Annotated in this window: 17 protein-coding genes and 3 pseudogenes; 2 read left to right on the top strand and 18 right to left on the bottom strand. The window is 50.8% G+C overall.

Going from position 1 to position 20890, the window contains the following annotated elements; translation table 11 throughout:
- From FEK47_RS20155 to FEK47_RS25520, 15 genes and pseudogenes are all read right to left on the bottom strand, one after another.
- Nucleotides 1–339 (bottom strand): nuclease-related domain-containing protein (locus FEK47_RS20155; protein WP_138183352.1); only part of this gene is annotated, 339 nt, incomplete at its 3' end.
- A gap of 194 nt (nucleotides 340–533) precedes the next feature.
- Entirely contained in the window at nucleotides 534–1778 is a 1245-nt protein-coding gene (locus tag FEK47_RS20150; protein WP_135487905.1) for a GIY-YIG nuclease family protein, read from the bottom strand.
- A gap of 155 nt (nucleotides 1779–1933) precedes the next feature.
- A complete protein-coding gene (locus FEK47_RS20145) occupies nucleotides 1934–2335 on the bottom strand; it encodes a hypothetical protein (RefSeq protein ID WP_073520649.1) in 402 nt (133 codons plus the stop codon).
- Nucleotides 2336–2662: 327 nt separating this feature from the next.
- Nucleotides 2663–3022 (bottom strand): DUF596 domain-containing protein, encoded by a 360-nt coding sequence (locus FEK47_RS20135; RefSeq protein ID WP_073520651.1) that lies wholly within the window; start codon nucleotides 3020–3022, stop codon nucleotides 2663–2665.
- On the bottom strand, nucleotides 3019–3558 hold the full coding sequence (locus FEK47_RS25525; RefSeq protein WP_073520652.1) for a hypothetical protein: 540 nt from the start codon (nucleotides 3556–3558) through the stop codon (nucleotides 3019–3021). Before FEK47_RS25525 ends, FEK47_RS20135 begins: the two co-directional genes overlap by 4 nt.
- 106 nt (nucleotides 3559–3664) lie before the next feature.
- The gene (locus FEK47_RS20125) at nucleotides 3665–3901 is read right to left on the bottom strand and encodes a hypothetical protein (protein ID WP_135487903.1); all 237 of its coding nucleotides are present in this window, start codon (nucleotides 3899–3901) and stop codon (nucleotides 3665–3667) included.
- Between the two features lie 638 nt (nucleotides 3902–4539).
- Nucleotides 4540–4875, bottom strand: coding sequence for a hypothetical protein (locus FEK47_RS20120; RefSeq protein ID WP_135487902.1), 336 nt, complete (start codon nucleotides 4873–4875; stop codon nucleotides 4540–4542).
- Entirely contained in the window at nucleotides 4875–5948 is a 1074-nt protein-coding gene (locus FEK47_RS20115) for a DNA/RNA non-specific endonuclease (protein ID WP_164997242.1), read from the bottom strand. Before FEK47_RS20115 ends, FEK47_RS20120 begins: the two co-directional genes overlap by 1 nt.
- Before the next feature lie 4 nt (nucleotides 5949–5952).
- On the bottom strand, nucleotides 5953–6339 hold the full coding sequence (locus tag FEK47_RS20110) for a hypothetical protein (RefSeq protein WP_240727922.1): 387 nt from the start codon (nucleotides 6337–6339) through the stop codon (nucleotides 5953–5955).
- 29 nt (nucleotides 6340–6368) lie between these two features.
- Entirely contained in the window at nucleotides 6369–6554 is a 186-nt protein-coding gene (locus tag FEK47_RS20105; protein ID WP_071531845.1) for a CPCC family cysteine-rich protein, read from the bottom strand.
- A 473-nt stretch (nucleotides 6555–7027) separates the two neighbouring features.
- On the bottom strand, nucleotides 7028–7483 hold the full coding sequence (locus FEK47_RS20095) for a hypothetical protein (RefSeq protein WP_053289061.1): 456 nt from the start codon (nucleotides 7481–7483) through the stop codon (nucleotides 7028–7030).
- A 4-nt stretch (nucleotides 7484–7487) separates the two neighbouring features.
- A complete protein-coding gene (locus tag FEK47_RS20090) occupies nucleotides 7488–16301 on the bottom strand; it encodes a polymorphic toxin type 25 domain-containing protein (protein ID WP_138183351.1) in 8814 nt (2937 codons plus the stop codon).
- 15 nt (nucleotides 16302–16316) lie between these two features.
- A complete protein-coding gene (locus FEK47_RS20085; RefSeq protein WP_001604135.1) occupies nucleotides 16317–16844 on the bottom strand; it encodes a toxin-activating lysine-acyltransferase in 528 nt (175 codons plus the stop codon).
- A 9-nt stretch (nucleotides 16845–16853) separates the two neighbouring features.
- On the bottom strand, nucleotides 16854–17933 hold the full coding sequence (locus FEK47_RS20080) for a ShlB/FhaC/HecB family hemolysin secretion/activation protein (RefSeq protein WP_240727924.1): 1080 nt from the start codon (nucleotides 17931–17933) through the stop codon (nucleotides 16854–16856).
- Nucleotides 17931–18506: pseudogene (locus tag FEK47_RS25520) on the bottom strand (POTRA domain-containing protein); the annotation flags it as partial. The gene FEK47_RS20080 and the pseudogene FEK47_RS25520, both read right to left, overlap by 3 nt.
- 675 nt (nucleotides 18507–19181) lie before the next feature.
- Between FEK47_RS25520 and FEK47_RS20075 the strand changes: the two are divergent.
- Complete coding sequence (locus tag FEK47_RS20075; protein WP_071600625.1) at nucleotides 19182–19373, top strand: DUF4222 domain-containing protein; 192 nt, start codon at nucleotides 19182–19184, stop codon at nucleotides 19371–19373.
- A gap of 52 nt (nucleotides 19374–19425) precedes the next feature.
- Here the strand turns inward: FEK47_RS20075 and FEK47_RS20070 are convergent, their stop codons facing one another.
- On the bottom strand, nucleotides 19426–19659 hold the full coding sequence (locus FEK47_RS20070) for a hypothetical protein (protein WP_135487906.1): 234 nt from the start codon (nucleotides 19657–19659) through the stop codon (nucleotides 19426–19428).
- A gap of 95 nt (nucleotides 19660–19754) precedes the next feature.
- Nucleotides 19755–19976 (bottom strand): annotated as a pseudogene (locus tag FEK47_RS20065) (hypothetical protein); the annotation flags it as partial.
- Between the two features lie 188 nt (nucleotides 19977–20164).
- On the opposite strand from FEK47_RS20065, the pseudogene FEK47_RS20060 reads away from it, so the two are divergent.
- Nucleotides 20165–20577, top strand: a pseudogene (locus FEK47_RS20060) (hypothetical protein).
- 159 nt (nucleotides 20578–20736) lie between these two features.
- Here FEK47_RS20060 and FEK47_RS20055 read toward each other — a convergent pair.
- Nucleotides 20737–20883, bottom strand: coding sequence for an autotransporter outer membrane beta-barrel domain-containing protein (locus tag FEK47_RS20055; protein ID WP_276609633.1), 147 nt, complete (start codon nucleotides 20881–20883; stop codon nucleotides 20737–20739).
- Nucleotides 20884–20890 lie beyond the last annotated feature (7 nt).

The raw sequence follows: 20890 nt of genomic DNA, 5'->3' as shown, positions 1-20890 counted from the left end.
GTCTGCAGGTAAGGCATTAACCGTATCACAGGCATAACGACGAACCTGTACCAGCGGATTTATTTCTGATTTCAGAAGACCGTCGGTTTCCAGCGTGACCTGCTCCTGATTTACCTCACGCAGCGTGGAAACCGTCCAGTCCTTGACCTCCAGAAATACCAGTCCGTTCTCCGGGTCTATAATGACAAAATCCGGATGCCGGTTTTTCCGTCCCACCGGAATATCGTACCAGACAAGGCAGTCATCATTCATAAAGCTCTCCAGTCGTGAAGCCACCCTCCTCTCCCCGGACGTCATTCTCTCCTCAGTGGACGCCGATACATTTATCAGTTTCGCCATAAACGCACCTTAATCTGTGAACAAAAAAATAATCATCACCGACACCCACGACGTTATATCGTGGGTGTCGTTTTATTCAGAAATAAAAAAAACAGAATCATTAACATGACCGGAATACTGTGAACCATGCTGCAGGATATCTGCAGATACCCCTCCTGTTATATCCGGCCGGAATAAAATCAGAACACTGATTGTCAGGCAGCTTCATTTTCCGCGTATTCCAGACTCTGCAGATACTGCAGAGCCGCCGGGTCAGCCACATATTCCACCTGCCCGTGGTGACGCTCCACTTCATTAATGATTTTCTCAAGCTTCACGCGGAAAAATTCTTTACGCAGATTAATCCTGTTGATGCGGTATTTTTCCAGACTGTCATGAAGTATTTTTTCCAGCGCGGGCGCATCATCACAGGAAATCATGGCGTGAACATCAAAATCAAACGGAACAGAAGCACCACTTAACTCTTTGACCCTGTCCATGGGTTCCAGCCGTCGGGTCATGCCAATTTTAAAAACATCCTCACCAAACGAACCAATATTCGAAATGATATAAACATGCCCCTGTTTCGTAAGCTGAGCCATGGATTTAGCACGTTCATACTGCGCATGCGCTTCCTGAATTTTCTGTTCCAGCTCCAGGCGTTGTTTCTCTAACTCCTCCCTGTGAGCCCCTTCTGCTGCGCGCAGCGCCTCCTCAATCAGTTTCTGCTGCTCAGCAAGACGCCGTTCTTCCTCTTCCGCTTCCCGCTGGCGCCGGTCAAGTTCATCCTGACGCTCTTTTTCTTCACGCATCTGACGCTTAAGCTCTGCCTGATATTCCTTCTCTTCCTGCGCTTTTTCCAGCAATGCCACTTTGTCCAGAAACTGTTGCCTGACACTCTCCCAGTCAGAATTATCTTCCAGGTTAAGAAAGGCTATTTTCTCACTGACAGCAGCGTAAGCCTCTCTTTCCTTACGAAGCTGGTCATATTTGTTTTGCCAGTTATTAATCGTTACACCAGCCAGCAGAGTTTTCGCCTTAAATTTCCAGGCGGAATCAACAATCCGTTGCATTGCACGACTGGCCTTCTGTCTGGCGGTATGAAATTCCTCACAACGTCTGGCTAGTTGCTCCTTTTCCTGTCGTATTCCCCGGGCTATCGCGGCATTGACAGTTTCATTAAAATCCCGCTCTCTCTGAACCAGCTCTGAAACGGCCTGCTCAAAGGCGGCTGTTTTCTTTCTGAGTCTCCGGTAAATAAAAAAACGAAATAAAATTGCAAATACGGTAAGCAAACCAAAAAACAAACCAATAATACCTGCCGGATTCGATACTGCATCAATAAAGCGCTCATTAAGGTTTATCAGCGCCCTGACCGCCACATAAATCCCCCAGAGAATAACGCAAACTAAAATCAGGACAAATCCCGCTGCATTATCATCTTTTTTTCTTCCTGCCATGACTTTCCTTTATTTTCCTTCTCAGTAACTGAATATTTCTGATTAACGCCCTCCGGAAATATTTATACCCGGAAGGATGTCCGGCTTTATGATGCTCGCCAATACAGGGTTAACTGCAGGCTGAGCACAGATGCCTCTGCTATTTCAGTGTCAGATTAATACTGATTACCGGAACAAATAGGCAGATGCGTGAATCCGGGTTTGCTGGCCATATAAAGCGGCGCACAGGTAGGGTTGCGGGGTTCAGTGACCGGCACAGCCTCATTTTTCTCAGCCACCGACGGTTGTGACACCTTCCGGACAGCCGCTGATTTTTTCTTCTGAACCGGCTTCGTGGTGACCGGTGATTTCACCTGACGTTTGGCGGGTGCCACGCCATAACCGGAACAAAAGCGCTTCGACTGACTCAGACTTCCGTCATTGCAGACAAAACGTCCGTCTGACGTACAGTGTGAAATACCACCTTTAGCACCCGAGCAGGGTTTTCTTCCCCGTGCAGCATCTGCCTGAACAGAAAATAAAAGCCCCACGAACAGAAAAAAGATAATTTTCTTCATTTTAAAACTCATACATTGTTATTGCTGATATGCCAGAGTTATTAGGGTGATGAAACATCCAGCCAGCGTTGTCATAAGCCAGAATAATGTCACATTCACACCTGACATATATCCATCGCTGTTTATTTATTTCTGTTCTGCCCTCCCTGCTCCGGCTCATGTCTGAACGTACCGCTGCTGTTTCAGATGACGCAGCACCACCTGCCAGGGCTGCACTCAGATTACCGCCGGCCAGTCCCTGTACCGCTGCCGTTGCGGCCTGTATCGCCTGCTGGTATTTCCCTGTTATACGCTCGCTGCGCCACATCCTGCGCTGTGAAGGGTTTATCAGGTCCATTCGAGAGAGCCATCTTCAAGCACCCAAACAGCTCCCCCCGGACAACTCTCATCAAAAAACCAGATACCGTCTTCCATCTCTTCTTCTGTTTTCGGAAATGCCTGTCGGAAACGTTCAACCTGCTCATCAATACTTCCTCCCAGAAACTTACCGTGCTTGGCCAGTTTGATGCGTCCTTCTTTCAGAAGACGGGTCAATACCCATAGAAAAATTTTTTTCCTTTCTTCAAATGAAAAATTTAACGGCGGGGGTTCTTCTGGTTCACTATAGGAAAAAACGGCCCCCAAATTACGACCTTCTGCAGCTTCACATAATTCATTATATTGCTTGTCATTAAGTAATAATGTCATTTAAATTTTATCTCCACATCTTTGTATTTATATGCAATGTCAGAAAGTTGTTTATTCCCCTTAATATCAATAGTCCATCTGGCACCTGTTTGTTCTTGGGACGACGATAAACTCCGCAACGTGATCGATGTTCCGTTCTCCAGCTTTGCAGTATAGATCCCCGGCCGAACCTCTTTCAGCGGTGTATCTCCTGCCAGCTGTTGTGCGTAATTATGGATCTGTTTATCCGTCAGATTCTGGCTTTCAAACACTTTCGTCGTACCATAACGGTTACTTACCGAACTCTGCCTGATAGTCTGCCCATCCACCGTTAACTCTCCGACCGAGTGACTTTTATCATATATTTTACTCAGTTCATCAAATCGTTGTTGCTGAACCTCCTGATGACGGGCTTTTTCTTCATTATCCGGTCCCCATCCCCCCGGTGTTCCAGCACCTGCACCACCAAGCTCAGCTTTATCCTTATCCGTAGCGCTCGCTACGTCTTTGCCCAGATTCGGCTGTTTGTTTTCGTCTGTATTGTCGCCATTCAGCACATGCCCCGGTCCCCAAGTACCATCGCGACTCTGATCTCGTTCAGCATATTGTTTTCAACAACCCCCCAGTCAAAAAGCTGAGATTGTTATCGACTTATTTATCATCTTATTTTCTTTCTTGTAGTTTTGCTTTTATCCAGAGACCTAAACCAAGGATTGTCCCACCAACTCCCCCCACTCTGAAGGCATCAGGAAGAGCCTCACTCCAATTGAAATCAAATGTGTTTATTTTAAAATAAACAATTACTGACGCTAATAAATAGGCCATTACTACAATAGCGAACATCAAGCCTATGCATAAAAAAATAAGCTTAACCAAATCTTTTATATTAATTGCTCCCATTTTTATTCCCTACTTTGTCCAGTTTATCTTTTACTTGGTTGCCAGTAACTTCTCCTGAGACAGCCCCCGTTATTGGGTGATCTCCTTTCATGAAAATACGCAGTTTGATTGCATTAAATTTATTTAATTTGCACTAATTTTGTTTAAGTTACATTACCACACGTGGGATATTGGAATACAAGCAACGCGAGGAATCAGTAAATATACCAATAATTGTATCACCCCCTTTAATCTTCATTAAGGTTTCAGGCCCTCCGGCACGATTCACCTGGCGAATCAATTCACGAGTCGCCCCAGAGTCACCGCCAATAAACATGCGATTCAACTCCCGATTCGATTCTCACTAATCTATTGTTTTATATAAAGATAGTCAGTACTGACTCTGTGACGACTCGCCGATGACTTGCCATAGAGTCATCGGCGAGTCGGATCGGCATAATAAAAATTATCATAACGTAATTCTGAAATTATAACTTTATGATTTTAAATACCTATCAGCAAAAACTTGGTTTTGCATGGGGTGTGGAGATTTTGAGGTGAGAAGCAGGCTATCGTAAAATAGCCAGCTGGGATGGATTCAGTAATCACCGAATAAATTGCGGAGCAAAAAAACCGCCAATCAAGAGGTGGGTTAGCAATCAATTTTCGTATTTAAATTCAATATTCATCTTTAAAGCCTCTACATCTACTGTCACTTCACAGCCATGCCAGAATGGCTTTTCCTGAGATTTAAAGTTATCTAGAAAATAATTTCTTAATTCCACAAGAAAATCAAATAAATCACCGTTTGCTTGTGCCCCTGCCGAAAACCAATCAGTATTGCCAGTATCTGCATTTATATAGTCAAATTCACATTTACAATGATCATTTTCAGGAGACAGTTCTGCTCTCATGATCACTTTGGATGCATTTTCAGGCGCAATGGATAGCAATACTGAACCTATATCATTATAAATCTCTTGATCAGTCCTCACTACTTACCTCCGGGTACATTTTTAAACGTTTCAGATACCGGCCTTCCGCCATTTATAGAGTACTCAACATAGAATTTATCCGGCCTTACGCTGTTACCTGTATAAGATGGCTGGATATTAACTTTAACATCTTTACCTTCACTTAATGCCTTAGCCCAAGTGTTTTCCATACTTTTCCAGGCACCTTTATTAAGGTTTCCATCCATTGGTAGCAGGTTTAATTTTTCACCTGGACCATTAAATATACTGGCTATTAAATGCCCACCTTCATCTCCAAGATTACCACATCTACCCGCCTTACATTGCTGATAACCATTCCGGTCTTTCACATTTGCGCTAAGAGTTGCTTCAACCTGAGTGGGTCTGGCCAGGTTATCAGTGTGATAAGTCTTATCCCCGTCCACTTTATAAATGGTGTTCGGCTCCGGCTTGCTCATCGCCTTGTTCCAGGCACCTTTCTTGCCCGAGTCAACCACAACGATATTTTTCCCTGCGGTTCCAGCCGCAGGCTTCCCGCCTTTACCCAACCCACCGGTCACGGCTGCCATTGCCGCTCCCGCTAAAATTTCGGCTCTCTGACTGTCAAGACCATACTGTTTTTCCAGCCGTTGGGCAAAGTCAGTACTGCTCACTATCCCTGACTCATCCATCTGCTGCATCAACAGAACGGATAAGTCATTCTTCATTGCCCACGGAATATCTTCACCCAATGCCCTGTCTATGGCTTCGTGAACCAACAAACTGTTAGCAGGGATGTCACCGTACTTCTCTTTGCAGGCTGTCGGGCTCGAAGCACATGTTGCGATCAGTTCATTACGCTGCTTGAGACTCAGATCTTCCATTTCTTTCACGATCTGACCACAGTCACCACGGGCCTCACAACCTTTCGCCCTCGCCGCAAAGTTATCGATCTGATCAGCACTCAGGTAGTTATTCTCAACCGTTGTCTTACCTGACTGTGCGCCGGCTACCGCTGAAGCCCCCGAGTCTCCCACCAGACCACCGGCCAGGCCAGCAGCAACCGTTGCCAGTGTCGAAACAGTCTGCTTCTCTGTCTCGCTCAGTTCATTCACCGGCTTACCGTACAGATGCGGTACTGTCCTGGCCTTCAATCTGGCTGCTCATGTAAGCGCTACCGGCACCCAACAACTGGTTAGCGTAATATCCTTTCCCGGCTGTACCTACGCCAGTCAAGCCTGACATCATGAAACTGAGATAATCGAACTTATCACCGATATTTCCCGTACCAATTTGTACCGCACCATTAGCCCCATAGCTCAGCCCGGCACTAACAAATTTTTCCGTCAGCGTGGCTGATGACGTTAACAACGAACCGTACGGCTGCGCCGAGGAGCTGTGCGTAGTCTCCGTCAACGGGTCGAAGATAAAGCGGTGGCTCAGGGCGTTCCCCAGCGTACTGAACGAAACCGGGATCGTCCTGCGATCAAGCGTGAGTACGGGCAATTTGGGTGAGCCTGACGGCTAATAATCAGTTACTGTTCGTTAAATGCTCGTTTCGCCTCATTTAAACTCGGAGAATTTGCCCCGCCAGAAAAATCTGGATCAGCCGATTGAACAGGGTCATCTTCCCATCCGCATATAGGGCAAATTTCATAACAACCCGGCTCATCAATTGTCTTATTTCCACAGCATGGACAAGGATAAGAACCATTATTCATCATTGCTTGTTCCAATATTCGATACCTTTATCTGGTTTAAACATTGTACGCGGTACACCATTTATATCTTTTGAAGCAAAGACATTAGTCACAGGATTGTAATACAGTGTGTCTCCGTTAGGGCGGGTTTTAGTTAAAGTACCTGGCGGTGGGTTTGTCATAAAATTATGTGCAGCATCAACATATTGCTTCGCATTCTGATACTCTGGAAACTCTTTTCCATGTTTTGTCCAATGCCCATAGGCATTACCTACAGGTTCTGCTTTCTTGGTTTCTGTCCAAATTTGAGTATCTTTAGATTTACCGCCTTTAGCTATCCCACCACCACCGTTCAGCAGCTCACCACCTGCACCTTCAACCCCGATTGGCAGCGGATTTATCGGAATAATGGGTGGCAGCTTGTCATTCTTGTTACCCAGCGCATTATTCTCAACAACTAATTGGCATTTATCACAAATTTCATTAACACTGCATCAGCCTATCATGCCAATTAAACATCCGAGGTACCCTGCCCTACTTAACCACAAAAATGGGCTGGTGAGGCCAGACTGATGAACATTAATTAACTCCCTTATTGGTGCAAGACCATCATTTTTGATAACAACATCCTTTGCACCATAGCGACAATGCATTATCAGAAAGAAAATTCCGACAATCCCTAAACCAAAATAACTTTCTGGGCTTCCCCAAAAATTAGTCCGTAATTTTACATAAGTGAGCCCCCAAACACTCAGTAAAAAGACCATAAAAGCACAGGCAGCAATATTCATATCGCGTCTGCTGCCTAGCCCAAAAAATAGAGCATCAAAAAAAAACATTGGGGTAAAAGGTGATTGCACGCTTCTTCCTGTCACTTTACTAAATCGATAAAACATGACCGTTCCGACAGTAAAAGCAGAAAGTGCAATACCTAACAGCAAGTACATCATTTGGTTAGTCCTTTTTTATAGGCCAAGAAATTAGTTCGGTACTACCAGAACCGTTAATTTCCGGCTGATTATTACTGTTTTCACTTTGTCGAATACTCGCACCAATTCCTCCACCAACTCTGAAAGAGCCGCCAAAGCCGTCTTTACCAATACTCCCTTCAACTGAAAAAATACCTGTCGATATAGCACCAGAATAATCATAAGTAGGATTAAAATCTTTAATCGGGTAAGGCCCAAAAGTCAACCCGGCAGACACATCTGCACGCCAGCCTAATACCTTCGTGACCCCGCCATTAATTGAAAATTTATCCTCTGACAGTACACCTTCCAGATACCCTCCTGCGACATAACCTCCAGCGACCTGGCCTTTTACATCTCCATGTATTTTTGCCGTATCACCTACTGACGGGCCGATATGTGATTTGTCTACCGCTTTGATAATTTCATCGTTAGTGACTCCTTTACCACTGAGATCAAAAGCCAGGGAAACATCCTGCTGTACGCGAGGCGGCACAAGCTCAGACAGCGCATTATTCTCAACCGTCGTCTTACCTGACTGTGCGCCGGCTACCGCTGAAGCACCTGAGTCTCCCACCAGACCACCGGCCAGGCCGGCAGCAACCGTTGCCAGTGTCGAGACCGTCTGCTTCTCTGCCTCGCTCAGTTCACTCACCGGCTTACCGTACATCTGTGTGGCTATCATTCCCACCACCTCGCCGGTGGCTGCACCTGCAGCACCGGCAAGGGCGTTATTTCCCTGTGCCACCGCCAGTGCAGCATTTACCACAGCATGAGCTGCCACACGTCCCGCACCGTCCGGGGTGGTCTGTTTGATAATTTCAGCAATATACGGCGCTGCACCACCTGCCAGGGCTGCACTCAGATTACCGCCGGCCAGTCCCTGTACCGCTGCCGTTGCGGCCTGTATCGCCTGCTGGTATTTGCCTCCCGTTCCAAAACCTGAGGCCGCCATACCGTTATTGTAGGCCCGCTGTGCCACATCCTGTTCCGTAAACGGCTTTCCTGCTGCTTCAAGTTCTGCGCGGGCCTGATTCAGTGCTGCCGGGTCCCGCTTCGCTTTCTCACCGGCTATCTGTCCTTCCGTTCTGGCAATATCTGCCACCTGGTTACCAATCTCACCAATGAGTTGCGCCTGCTGCAATCGCTGCTGCTCTTTTTCCCTGTCAAAGATGGGGGACAGCGTCTGATTTGCATGTGCTGCGTCACGGTTCAGGTCTGCCACATCCTGTTTCTGGCTCTGCGTATCCCGGATGGTGATGTTCCCGGCAGACACTGCCGACTGCGTGGTACTGTCCGCATGGCCTTCATGATTTGCACCGACCAGCAGATTGTTTGCCATGTTCCCCAGGAAATTTCCGGCAACACTGCCACCGGTACTGAGCCCTGCACTCTGATGTTCCGTTTTAAAGTCAGCCCGGTTTTCAATGTCACTGAAGCCCAGTGTGCCGGTATCCAGCCGGTTTTTATCTGCCGTTGCCGTGGACGCAATCACGGCACCGTTCAGTTGCGTATGCTGTCCGGTGGTGACATCAAACCCGCCCCTGCCGGCAAAAATCCCCGTCTGCTCCTGCACACTGTCGTAGTTACTGTGCATTTTATCCCGGCTGAGGCTCACACTCGCCGAACCGCTCATGGACCCGACAGTGAAGCTGCCTCCTGCACTGGCATTCTGCTGCTTACTGTCATAACGGTCACTGTCCTGCTCACTGGTCAGTGTCAGATGACGACCGGCATCCACTTTCACCGTTTCACCGCCAGCCTGCGCGCCGGTAAGCGTGGTGTCCCGCCCGCTGATAATGGTCAGCCGGTTTCCCGCATCCACCATGGTTTCTGTATGGGTGGTACCGTTGCCTTTTTCACTGCCCTTACCCTGATTCACACTGGCTGACAGACTGAAACCAGGCCCTCCGGGCCCCACACCGATACCGACACCCACGCTGCCACCACTGGATGTGTTCTTTCCTTCCAGCTTTGACGTGTTTTCTGCTGATACCAGATTCACGTCACGGTTTGCCTGCAGCAGAACGTTGTTCCCGGCCTTTATCTGACCGCCCTGTATCGTCAGGTCACCATCCACGCCCTTCACGCCGGAGCCGGTGGCCTGAATACTGAGGTTATTACCTGCGGTCAGTGTACTGCCCTTCGCCACCGTCTGCTCTGACTGCTGTTCTGATTTCGAAGACTGGCTGCCGTAAGAGAGGCTGATGCCCACCGTGTTATTATTTCCGGCATCGGCTCCCTGCGCGTCTGCCAGTCGTCCGGCCTGCACGGCCTGAGCCCCCGAGAGCGCGGCCTTCACCCCCTGCAGGGCTTCAAGCCGGCTGTTTCCGGCAGATTTCGCCGCCTGTACGGTCTCCACCGTCGTATTCAGGGCGCTGCCCGCTGTGCCGGACAGGGCAAGCGTCAGACCGGAGGTTTTCTGCTCCACCGTATGTGTCTGTACATGCTGGTCTGTGGCGGCGGTAATGCTGACCTCCTTACCGCTGAGTGCCATGTCCCTGCCGGCAATCAGGTCAGAGCCGTTGACGGTCAACCGGTTACCTGCCTGAAGGGAAACATCACCGTGAACACTCCCCACCGTGCTGCCTTTCTGTGTGGTGTCTGTTGCGGTGTCCGTGACTTTCAGACTCTGGCTGCCCATGCTGAATCCCACACCTCCGGAGCTCATCAGCCCGGATTTTTTCTCCTGTTTCAGGTGTGTTTCACGGTTGCTTTCTGTCAGCGTACCTATATTCAGGTTATTTCCGGCAGCCAGGGAGACACGGTTATCCCCGGCCACACTGCTGCCCGTGACGTTCAGATTATGTCCGGCGCTGATACTGACCGTATCCCCGTTCAGTTCACTGCCCGTCATGGTCCGGCGGTCAGTGACATCATGCGTGGTTGTGGTGGTTTTCGATAACATCCCGCTGCTGCCGGTCACTTTATGGTATTCATCCAGCGAGCTGGTATTCTGTGCACCGGTCAGCGTCACGTCATGACCCGCCATCAGGGCCAGGCCTTTCTGAGCTGACAGCGATGCCGCCTGTGACGTCATATCCCGTCCGGCGGTCAGCGTGACATCACCGTTACCGGCAAGCGTGCTGCCCGTACTCTGTGTGACGCCCTGCGACAGACGATTATTTTTATCCCAGGTAATATGGTCCTGCGCGGATGTGGTCACTGTGGAAAGCGTCATATCCCTGCCCGCGCTGAGTTGCGTCAGGCTGTCCTTACCCTGATTCACCACCGTTGCAGCCGTCAGATTCATATCCCGTCCGGCCTGCAGCACCAGTCTTCCCTGGTCGTTCTGCACATACACGCCGGCCACACTGTCGATACTGGTACGTTCAAAATGGTTCTGCCCGGCATCGCGCTGTGCCGTACGGGTGGTGGTGGTCAGACTGATATCCCGTCCGGCCATCGCCAGCAGGCTGTCCGTGGCCTGCAGCAGCCCGCCGGTACTGTTAATATCCGTCCGGGCCGTCAGGCTGACATTTGCTCCCTGAATGGTGCCGGCCTGGTTGTGAATGTTTTCTGCACTGAGCTGCACGGTCTGCTTCCCGGCCAGTTTACCGCTGTTAAACAGGTCACCATCCAGCTTCATCACCATGTCCCTGCCGGCAATCAGCGCACCGGCACTGTTCACATCACCGGGTTTTACACGGGCATACACCTGAGGTACCTGAACCGTCTGCGTGCTGCCGTCCGGCAGCGTCACCGTGGTGTTAACCAGCCAGACAATATCACCGGTCAGTAACGCCATCTGCTCAGCAGTCAGCGCCACACCTGGTGTCAGGTTGTATTGCTTACCAAATGCAATACCCGCATCCATTAACGCCTTAAACTGCTCTTCATCATTACTGTATCCGTCCAGGTACCGTTGCCCGGTCAGAGCGACAACCTGCTCACGAATCAGACGCTGTTCGTAAAAACCATCCCCCAGGCGTTTGAGCATGTTATCCCCGTTCTGAGAAAACGCCTTCTGCATGTAATCACTGCCCAGCCACGTCTTCTGGTTCGTAAAACGCGGGTCCGTTTCAACCAGATATGGCACATTCACTGCCGGATTTGTTTTAAACAGGCTGCTGTCCGGCAGACGGGTATCCGGCCCGGCAACATGGATACTGCCCTGAGGTGTGCTGACTTCAAACTTCTGCCCCGGCAACAGAATGACCGGTTCACCGGCTGACACCACCGGGCGAAGCGGTATCCGGTCAGTAGCGGCTACTGTCGCATCCACATTTCCGGTCAGTCCTGTCTGTACATCCGTTCCCTGTGGCTTCAGGGGAGAAAGCGTGACCTGGCTGCCCTGAACCTGTCCGTGGCTGGTGAGCTCTCCCGGCTTCAGCGTGATGGTCTGAATTACAGTGGGCGGAGTGTACTGAGAGGTTTTCTCCCCCTGCTTATCCTTTCCTTTTTTCCTGATACGGTAATAATACGTGGATGTCCCTGAGTCCGTAACATGGCGCTCTCCGCTGACACTGACGTTTTCCACATCACCGGCCTGCATATCCAGCAGGCCACCTGCAACAACCTGACTCTTATCATTAAGCAGTTTGTCTGCCACAATCGTCATGCCAGCACCGGACAGAATTTTTCCCGGGTCGGATTCTTTTACCCGGGTTTCTTCCACGGTACGGGTGTAATCGTACTGCGTGAATTTATCTCTGGCGCCTTCCGGTGTATGCAGTTTTTTCAGTGAGTTACTGGAATCGTTATCCACATAAACGCCCGCTTCACCGGCGCTCCAGCGTTTATCTGAGCCGCTGAGCTGATACTCAGTCACCTTTTCCGTGGAAACCACCACGCGCTCCGTGGTGAAATGGTCATTAACGTTATTGATTTGTCCGGCACTCAGTACCAGATATCCGGCGGCTTCAATAGTGGCACTGTGATTATTCAGTACACCGGCTTTCCCCGTGGCGGCGCCATTCGCATCCAGCATGCCACCAGTATGCATATCACCTGCACTGTAAATCAGGCTGTGCGTTCGGTTATTCAGGGTCTGTACCCCTAAGTCCACACGCTCACGCCCGGCCAGCGTCGCCGCCACGCCATTTTCTTCCAGATTATTAAATGTGGCAGCGCTGACACCAACAGCATCGCCGTAGATTCGCCCGGTACCGGAATTCGTCAGGGTGTTCGCCTGAAGACGCGTATATTTCCCGTCAATCAGCCCACGGTTCAGCAGTGTGTCCGTCACGTTAAGCCAGGTCTGCCCGGCACTGATTTCACCTTTCTCTGTGTTTTCAAGGCGGATGCTGTTCAGGTCAAGCCGGCTGCCTGCCAGCAGGCTGCCGGTATTAGAGACATCGCCATTAACGGAAAGCGTAAGGTTTCCGTTCGCAATGGCCTGACCACTGTTGCTGAACGTTGTGTTACTTTTCAGCGTCATATCGCCCAGCGAAAGCAGTTTCCCGTCACCACCGAGCTGACCGGCATCCACAGATACTGACTGCCCGGCCTTAACCACGCCGTCACGGTTCGAAAACGCCAGCTGACGGCCACTGACAGACAATGTCGCGCCGGAAGAGAGGACGCCGTCATTATTACTGAGCGTCCTGTCTGCCATAACCGTAAGCGCCCTGTCTGCCAGAATACTGCCCTCCTGGTTATCAAGGTCCTGCGTCGTGATGTGTATTGTCTGCGCTTCCAGCCCCTGGCCGGTATTCTGCGTGTGGCGATTGATAAACTGCAGGGCGTTCAGCGTAATGGCGGAACCACTGCGAATCAGACCAGAGACGTTGTCCACAACGCCCCGTACACTGTTGAGCAACATGTCGCCCACAGACTGTATTTGTCCGTGGCTGTTCTGCAGACCTCCCGTATGCAGACGGAGTTCACCTTCACTGACCAGCCGGCCACCCTCACGGTTATCCAGCGAGGTGGTGCTCAGGTCAGCTGTCGTTTTCGCCCCCACGGTCCCCCCCCGGTTATCCATTGCTCCGGTACTGACAGTCAGTTCCTGCAGGCTGTTCAGCGTACCGCCTCTGTTATCCAGCGTCTGGCCTGCGGTATTAATGCTGATGCCTTTCCCCTGAATAAGACCTGACTGATTGTTCAGCGCCTGGCTGTTCCAGCCGAGCAGACCGTTTGCCACCACCTGACCGGATGTATTGTTAACCACGCCTGCAGTCAGAAACAGAGCATCTCCCGACAAAAGCACACCGGCAGTGCTGTCCAGTGTGCCGGCATTCAGCGTCATCGGCCCCTGACTGATAACACCGCCCCGGTCACCACTGTTACGGTTACTCAGTGTGTCAGCACGGAGGTTCAGCGATGCACCGCTCTGTATCAGGCCGCCGGCATCGTTGATGATATCTTTCGAGGAGAGGGTCAGTGACTGCTGTGCCACCAGTCTGCCACCCTGATTATCAGAGCGGGTAACATCCAGCCTGCTGTTACCGTTGCTGACCACCGTCCCCTGCTGATTTTCCAGCACATTCAGGTGCGCATTCAGGTCTCTGCCGACGGCAAGCGTCCCTTCCTGATTACTGACATCACCACCACTCAGCAACATATCCGTCCCGGCCTTCAGTGCGCCTTTCTGGTTCATCAGCGTACCTGACGATATCTGCAATGACGCCTGACTCCCCAGCACGCCCTGACGGTTATCGAGCGTTCCGGTGTTCAGGGTCATATCCTTCTGACCCGCCATAAATCCCTGCTGATTATTCAGCATACCGGCCCGCACTGTCAGGGTACCGGTGCTGCTGATACCACCCCGTGTTTTCGTGTTACGGTTACTGAGTACCCCGTCCTGTACATCCAGCGTCATGTCACTGCCGGACTGAATCAGACCATCATCAGAGACCAGTTCGCTGCCTGACACAGACAGCGTTTTCTGTGAAAGCAGTCTGCCGGACGTATTATTCAGCGCACCATCCAGCGTCACAGACAGCCCGTCAGCCACTACCGTACCCTGGTGGTTATTCAGATTCCCTGCCGAAATATCCAGCCTGCCGGCGGACTCCATTCGTCCCTCAGTATTGCTGACAGCCTGCTGTGTTTTTATCCTGCCCGTTCCGGCAGCAGCTGAAATCAGTCCGTTGTCGTTATTCAGCGCCTGTGTATTAATCAGGATGTCACGGCTGGCAATCAGACTTCCCTGCTGGTTATCCACGGCGCCGGTTGTCCTCACCTGCAGACTACCTGACTGCGCCGCCTGCACTTTCCCCTTGCGATTATCAAGGCTCAGTGCATCCAGGCGCACCGCGCCATTTGCCGCAAGCAGCCCTTCCCGGTTATCCACACCTCCCGGCAGGTTCAGTGAAAAATCCCCTGTTCCCGTCTGAATCAGTTTACCCCTGTGGTTTGACAGGCTCTGTGCTGATATCTGCAGTGTGTCGGCATTTATCGTGCCGTCATTATTGCTGAACTGCCCGGCAGTCCGGGCGGAAAGCGTACCGGCACTCAGTTGCGCATTCTGTGTGGACAGATTTCCACTGGTTGCATCCAGCTCAGTATGTTGTCCCTGTATCCGGCTGTTGCTTAAATCCAGCCCCTGCCCCTTCAGTTGCATGTCCCCACCGGACAGAACCTGTCCGTGTGCCGCCAGTTCGCCGGTGGTACTGACAGTCAGGTTGCCCGCTGCCGCCAGACGTCCGTCATCTTTCACCCCGGCGGCCAGCAGACTCCGCTCACCGCCGGTCAGACGCGCTGTCTGAATCCGGGTGTTGCGACGTGATGCCACAGAGCCTGTATGGGTGAAGACACCATCACTCTGTATCTGCGTATCCTGCCCCGCATAAACAGAACCACTGTTATGCAGCTCCCGGGTTGTCGCCAGATGCACATCCGTTTTCGCACTGATACTGCCACTGTTTTCAATACGTCCGTCAGCCGTCAGGGTAACCGCCCCTGCCTGCGCACCAATATGACCGGCGTTACGAACACCCACCCCCGTTTCCGTACCGACAAGGCGAATTTTTCCGGCATACATTCCGCCAAGACTGGCCACATCCAGTGCCATCTGAGGCTGTGAAGAGACATCACCGGTCTTTTTCTCAATCTGCCCGTGCGCGATATCCACATTGTTACGTCCTGTGGTCACTTTCAGATCCTGCGCCCAGATACCCGCATTAATCTTCACAGACCGGGCAATGATATCGGTATAATCCGTGCGCGAAGCATCCATACCTTTGCCCGTAACCTGAATCTCACCACGTTCAACACTGAATCCGGTCAGACTGCCGTTTTTCATCTGCGGCTGCCCCGTGGTCAGCGTGGCCCGGTTCGCATTAATAAAACCGCACCCGTCGCAACTGATGCCGGCCGGGTTCGCAATCACCACCTGCGCCTTTTTCCCGGCAACCTCAACAAAACCGTTCAACTGGCTGGGATTGCGACTGTTCACTTCATTAAGAATGATTCTGGCCTCTCCCTTAGCCAGCCACGGGTTCCCGGCCACCATACCACCCAGTTGAGTCTGCACATTGTTATGGGCGTTATTCAGAATGACGCCCTGGTTACCGACGTCGAACTGGCTGTATGTATTATGTGAAACCCCGCCGGCAGAAGGCGTCTGAATATTCACCTGCGGAATACCGCTGGCCGTCTGCGTAATTGTGGGCTGCTGATATCCTGGTGCGCCATGGTCTGCGACAATGCCTGCAGCACTGACAGAATGCACCATCCCCGACGCCAGCCACAAAGAGAATGCAAGCGGCGTGACACGGCAGATACATTGCCTGTGTGGATATCCTGTGCGGGAGGACGGTGATGCACCAGCGCGACCGGAACGGGCAATATCTGCCACCACCATCAGCATTCCCCGGGCTTTGTTAAAAATAATGCGGTAACAATTTCTGTTCATTCTGATAAACCTGACTTATCTCTCCGGCACATCCACAGCAAGCGGGTGCTGCACACGCCACTGGCGCACCTCTTCACGACTGACCTGTGCACCCCGGAAATTCATCACCCGTAACCCGGTTTCATGTCCCCGGTGATATAACGAACGCCAGCACTGACGGGGAAAAATATCCTGCCGGACAAGACGACTCATATCCGGGGTATGTCCAAAAGGGGCAACCCAGTCACAGACCCACATCCGGTCGCCACTGTTCCAGTCCGACTGAGGCATAAGAATTGCCGGCTGCGTAAGATAACGCGCCTCTGCCTCCTGGCTGAGCCAGGCCCAGCTCATGAAGAAAACAGGTCGCCCCTGCTCTGTTGTTATCACATACTGTCGGTGCTTAATCACCGGCAGCAGCAGGTCCGGCAGGGTATGCAATGGCGCATCACGATGCAGGGGGGAGTGCATCCACAGCCACACGGCCGCCCCCAGGACTTCCGCCTCATTGACCGGCTCACCGGAATACAGGGGACTCAGAACGTCATATTTCCCGTTACGCATGAAATTTTCTCAGAAATCCCGGAACAGATTAAAACCGGCTGTCACATCACTCGTCATAAAACCCGCCGGTTTTGAAAACGGACGACCGATGAAAACGTCATAATCCGTACTGAACAGTTGCCCCCTCAGCCCCACAACACCACCGGCCAGATGACGTCCCACCAGGTATTCACTGCCGGCTCCCCCCACCTCGCCGTAATCCATTCCCAGATATAACTCCTGCTCCGGCAGTGGCGTACGCCAGGCCAGGTCGTTGCGGATATACCAGCCGTTACTGGCATTCAGCGTTCGCTCCCCGTCAAAACCACGAACCGTCCAGCGGTTACCGATGGCAAACTGTTCCTGTGGGGTCAGCGGGGTATTGCTCAGCTGGCGCTGATACCGGAAGGAATAACTGAAGGGCTGCTCTGCCAGTGTAAAGGGCAGATTAAAGGATGCATTCATCTGCAGGATCTTACTGAGCGCCGTTGCCTCACCGAAGATTTCCTCCGGTGCCGGCTGTGCACCAAACCAGCGGGTTCCCCGTTGCCAGCTGACGCCGGCATCCAGTATGGCCTGCGAAATATAATGGCGGTGCTGCAGTCCAAGTCGCCATGCCGCCGTCTGCCGGCGCTGTACCTGGATTTCCGTATCATTAATGTAGTTACGCGACCTGCGGGCCTGAACATCGTAAGTCAGCACCGTTTTCTGCGTCCCGTTACGGTGCAGTACCCGGCTCAGCTGCATGCCCAGATTCTGACTCTCGCCACTGTACTGGTAATCCTCAACCGCACCAGCTACCGTCTGATGGTAATCGTAATCACTGGCGGTGACGGAAAACTGCCAGTAGCCGAAAGGCACTGAGTAATGGGCCGTGTAGTTTTTACTGCCCTTACCCCCGTAATGTGGAAAATTATGGGTGGCAGAAACATACAGCAGGTCGCTCAGGGAAAAAGGATTATCCAGAGAAAATGTTATACCACCGAGATAACGCCCTGTGCTGCGGGTACCTGAATCGTCAAGCGAAAACCCCAGTCGCCAGTATTTGTCCTGTTTGCGGGTAATAAGAATGTCACTTTCCCCTGGCTGCTCACCGGGTACAATTTCCATATCAGCCTGCACACCCGGCAGTCGTTGCATATTCTCCAGCCCCTGCTCAATGTCCCGTAAATCCAGCAGAGAGCCTTCGTGTGCCGGGAATGAGGAATACAACTGAATATAGTCATCACTGTCCGGTGTCAGACGCACATGCCGCACAACACCGGGAATAATAACCAGCCGGAGGATACCGCTTTTTAAATCCTGCGAAGGTGCCAGAACCCGGGTGGTGACATAACCATGATCGACCAGACGGTTCTGCAATGTACTCATCAGCAGATTAATTCCTTTCGCCCCCAGGCAATGCCCGACCGCCCCGTTGGCGATTTTTTGTAAAGGCAACCAGTGTGGTAACGCATCAGCCCCCTCCAGTTCCGTTTGTTTAATCTGAAAACAGGGCGTTTCAACAGGAAAATTAATCTTACGGGCAAGAGAGCCAGATGCAGAAAGGCGAACATCAGGGGCTGAAGGCGTCAGTTGTTGCTCAAGGGCTTCCTGACGTTGCTGCTGAATGATAAATGCTTCATCTCCGCTACGCCGGACATCCGCAGCCTGAAGAGATAAAGGCGATAATAAAACAGACATCAGTGTCAGTGACAGCAGGGACGGACAGCGCCGGAATAAGCTTTGTTCCTCTGCCCTCACGTTCCTGCAACATAATTTTCCAGTCAAACGAAAAACCTTTTATTCATGCCATACCAACAATCACCAGCCTCCTGACGATACCTCCCACCATGTTTTGCGATGGCACGCTACCGCCATTCCGGTATTTACCCGCATCAACCGGTACCAGAATGCTGAGTAACAAATCAGTTCAGAATTGACTTAATTTTGATCATTATAGAATAATGATCTGAATGACGGCAATATGACAGATTTATCGATCGTAATAACACAAATGAACAGATCTTTATCCTGTTTTATATCGAGAAATCAGAACAACCCAAAACTTATAACCATAGTTAATGGAAAAATGCAGGAAATTATCCCATTGAATGCTTTTAATACAGTTGGTTAGCGCAAGAAATGTCATTTTTTGACTTCAATCATTGAAAATTTCGATATGCAACGATTCAGCAGTATTTAAGTGAGTTTCAGGATATGGGAAGGACATGAAAGGAGGAACGCAATAAAATACACAGAAAGAAGGGGAAAATGTTTCGTAAAAACAGAAAATTAACAGCGCACATCAGGAAACGCCGTCTCCTGATTCAGTGATACCACATGAAAATTTAGTTAACTGTTACCGTACTAAAATTTATGTCAGAAGATGTTCCATTACCGAAAGTCAATCAGCGATACAGAGACGATCATGGTGCGCTTGTCACCGTGACCAGTGTTGAGGAAACCCGGGTGGTGTTTATGCGGGACGGCTATCCGCATCCCTGTATGCGGCCAATGTACAACTTTCAGGGAAAATTCAAACCCGAACTCCGGGAAGAAACAGAATAAAACGAAATTCCTGCCGGCAATCACACTGCCTGATGGCAGCATAATCCACTGTTTAATTCTCATCCCCGAAGACAAGCCCAGAAAACCACTCCGGGTGTTCACTGTATGCCGTGTTCAGCGCATCCAAGGAAACGTTTATATAAAAGCTGTCCTGCAATTTGCGGGTAACCACCTCTGCCAACCGATTCCGGTTATCCGCCAGGCCGGTATAACCTCTCTCTGCCAGCCACTCATTCAGTTCATGTTCCAGAGACAGATTGATAAAATCGTAATCGGGCCTTGCCATTCCCGTTTCTTTTGTACATTTTTTCAGGCACGGGAATAGAGTATAAAGAATGTCGCCATACCGCAGCCAGAGCAATATTTCCCCTGATGGTCGTATCAGAGATGGTATGCCGGTATTTTGCGGTTTGTTCCCGTCAGGTTATCGTTCACCTCCACTGTCGTTGTCACTACCGGCATTCCGCTCTGTCTTAGTCTCAGGATATCAACCGCAATACGCTGACTGCCAAACCAGAACAGGCTGTCCGGTAGGGTCACCAGTAAACCCGTCTCCGGCGCATATTTCATGCCGTTCACGGGGCGTTTTACTTCTGCTGAGATGGCAATGATATACTTTTCATTCACAACCACGGCGAAGACGGTGCGATTCATTCAGTTCTGTAAAACAGTTTTTATCCGTCAGACAGTCAATTCGTGTGCGCATACTGAAGTAAATTTCGTATAAAAAGTCAGCAAGCGGAACTTTATCAATCGCTGATGAACAGGGAAAACATTAATCGCCCGGTCAGATACTCCTGTCTACTTCTGCACAGCAATACATCTGCGGCGAAGCCATGATCAGCGTACGTATACCCGGTGGCATTCTGCCCGTGCACCTGCTGACGGTGGCTTACGGAATTGCTGAAACCTGGGGTAACGGTCAGATCCATCTGCCCCGTCAGAAACTGACCATGCCGGGGTTCCGCTACGAAGATATCGACGGGGTGAATACCGCACGTTTGAGTTTGAAAAAGAAATGCTGGACGGCAAACCAGTGTATCTCCATATGGGACATCTCATTGACAGGGGAGGCTATCTGCGCTTCAAAGAGCGTGTACTACGCGACGTACAGCTAAACCCCGAAGCCATGGTCGCTGAACGGATTTACTGGGCGGAAGATGAATCAGTGGCCCGTATTCATCTCAGAAGCGTCGGATATTAATTTCTGTCTGGCCACAGCACTGAGGACGTTGTGGCCCTGTTCATTTAAAATAACAAGTGTAAAGATGGTGAATGCGGGCGTTTTTCCGCGCGTTGTTTCCTTTTGCCGACAGGGGCAGTAACAGGTATAAGAGCGCCCGTTACTGCCCCTTTTTCCGTATCAGAAATTAATCCGGAAACCGACGCTCCCTGTTACCGGCGATTCTGTATTCTCGCCATTCTGGTAACTCGCTTCTGCCCACACCCCGGCATTTGCTGTCAGCTGAGCACTCACCCCGGCACCGTATTTCCCGGTGGTGCCTGAGATATCGTTA

The sequence above is a fragment of the Escherichia sp. E3659 genome (genome assembly GCF_005781135.1).
In the GTDB taxonomy this organism is placed as follows: Bacteria; Pseudomonadota; Gammaproteobacteria; order Enterobacterales; family Enterobacteriaceae; genus Escherichia.
Note: the sequence above shows the minus strand (reverse complement) of the source record. Positions and strands in the feature narration are given on the sequence as shown.

Excerpts from the sequence above, each read along its gene's own strand:
- FEK47_RS20150 (WP_135487905.1), bottom strand. The coding sequence starts at position 1,778 with ATGGCAGGAAGAAAAAAAGATGATAATGCAGCGGGATTTGTCCTGATT.
- FEK47_RS20145 (WP_073520649.1), bottom strand. The coding sequence starts at position 2,335 with ATGAAGAAAATTATCTTTTTTCTGTTCGTGGGGCTTTTATTTTCTGTT.
- FEK47_RS20135 (WP_073520651.1), bottom strand. The coding sequence starts at position 3,022 with ATGACATTATTACTTAATGACAAGCAATATAATGAATTATGTGAAGCT.
- FEK47_RS20125 (WP_135487903.1), bottom strand. The coding sequence starts at position 3,901 with ATGGGAGCAATTAATATAAAAGATTTGGTTAAGCTTATTTTTTTATGC.
- FEK47_RS20105 (WP_071531845.1), bottom strand. The coding sequence starts at position 6,554 with ATGAATAATGGTTCTTATCCTTGTCCATGCTGTGGAAATAAGACAATT.
- FEK47_RS20095 (WP_053289061.1), bottom strand. The coding sequence starts at position 7,483 with ATGATGTACTTGCTGTTAGGTATTGCACTTTCTGCTTTTACTGTCGGA.
- FEK47_RS20090 (WP_138183351.1), bottom strand. The coding sequence starts at position 16,301 with ATGAACAGAAATTGTTACCGCATTATTTTTAACAAAGCCCGGGGAATG.
- FEK47_RS20085 (WP_001604135.1), bottom strand. The coding sequence starts at position 16,844 with ATGCGTAACGGGAAATATGACGTTCTGAGTCCCCTGTATTCCGGTGAG.
- FEK47_RS20080 (WP_240727924.1), bottom strand. The coding sequence starts at position 17,933 with ATGGAAATTGTACCCGGTGAGCAGCCAGGGGAAAGTGACATTCTTATT.
- FEK47_RS20075 (WP_071600625.1), top strand. The coding sequence starts at position 19,182 with ATGTCAGAAGATGTTCCATTACCGAAAGTCAATCAGCGATACAGAGAC.
- FEK47_RS20070 (WP_135487906.1), bottom strand. The coding sequence starts at position 19,659 with ATGGCAAGGCCCGATTACGATTTTATCAATCTGTCTCTGGAACATGAA.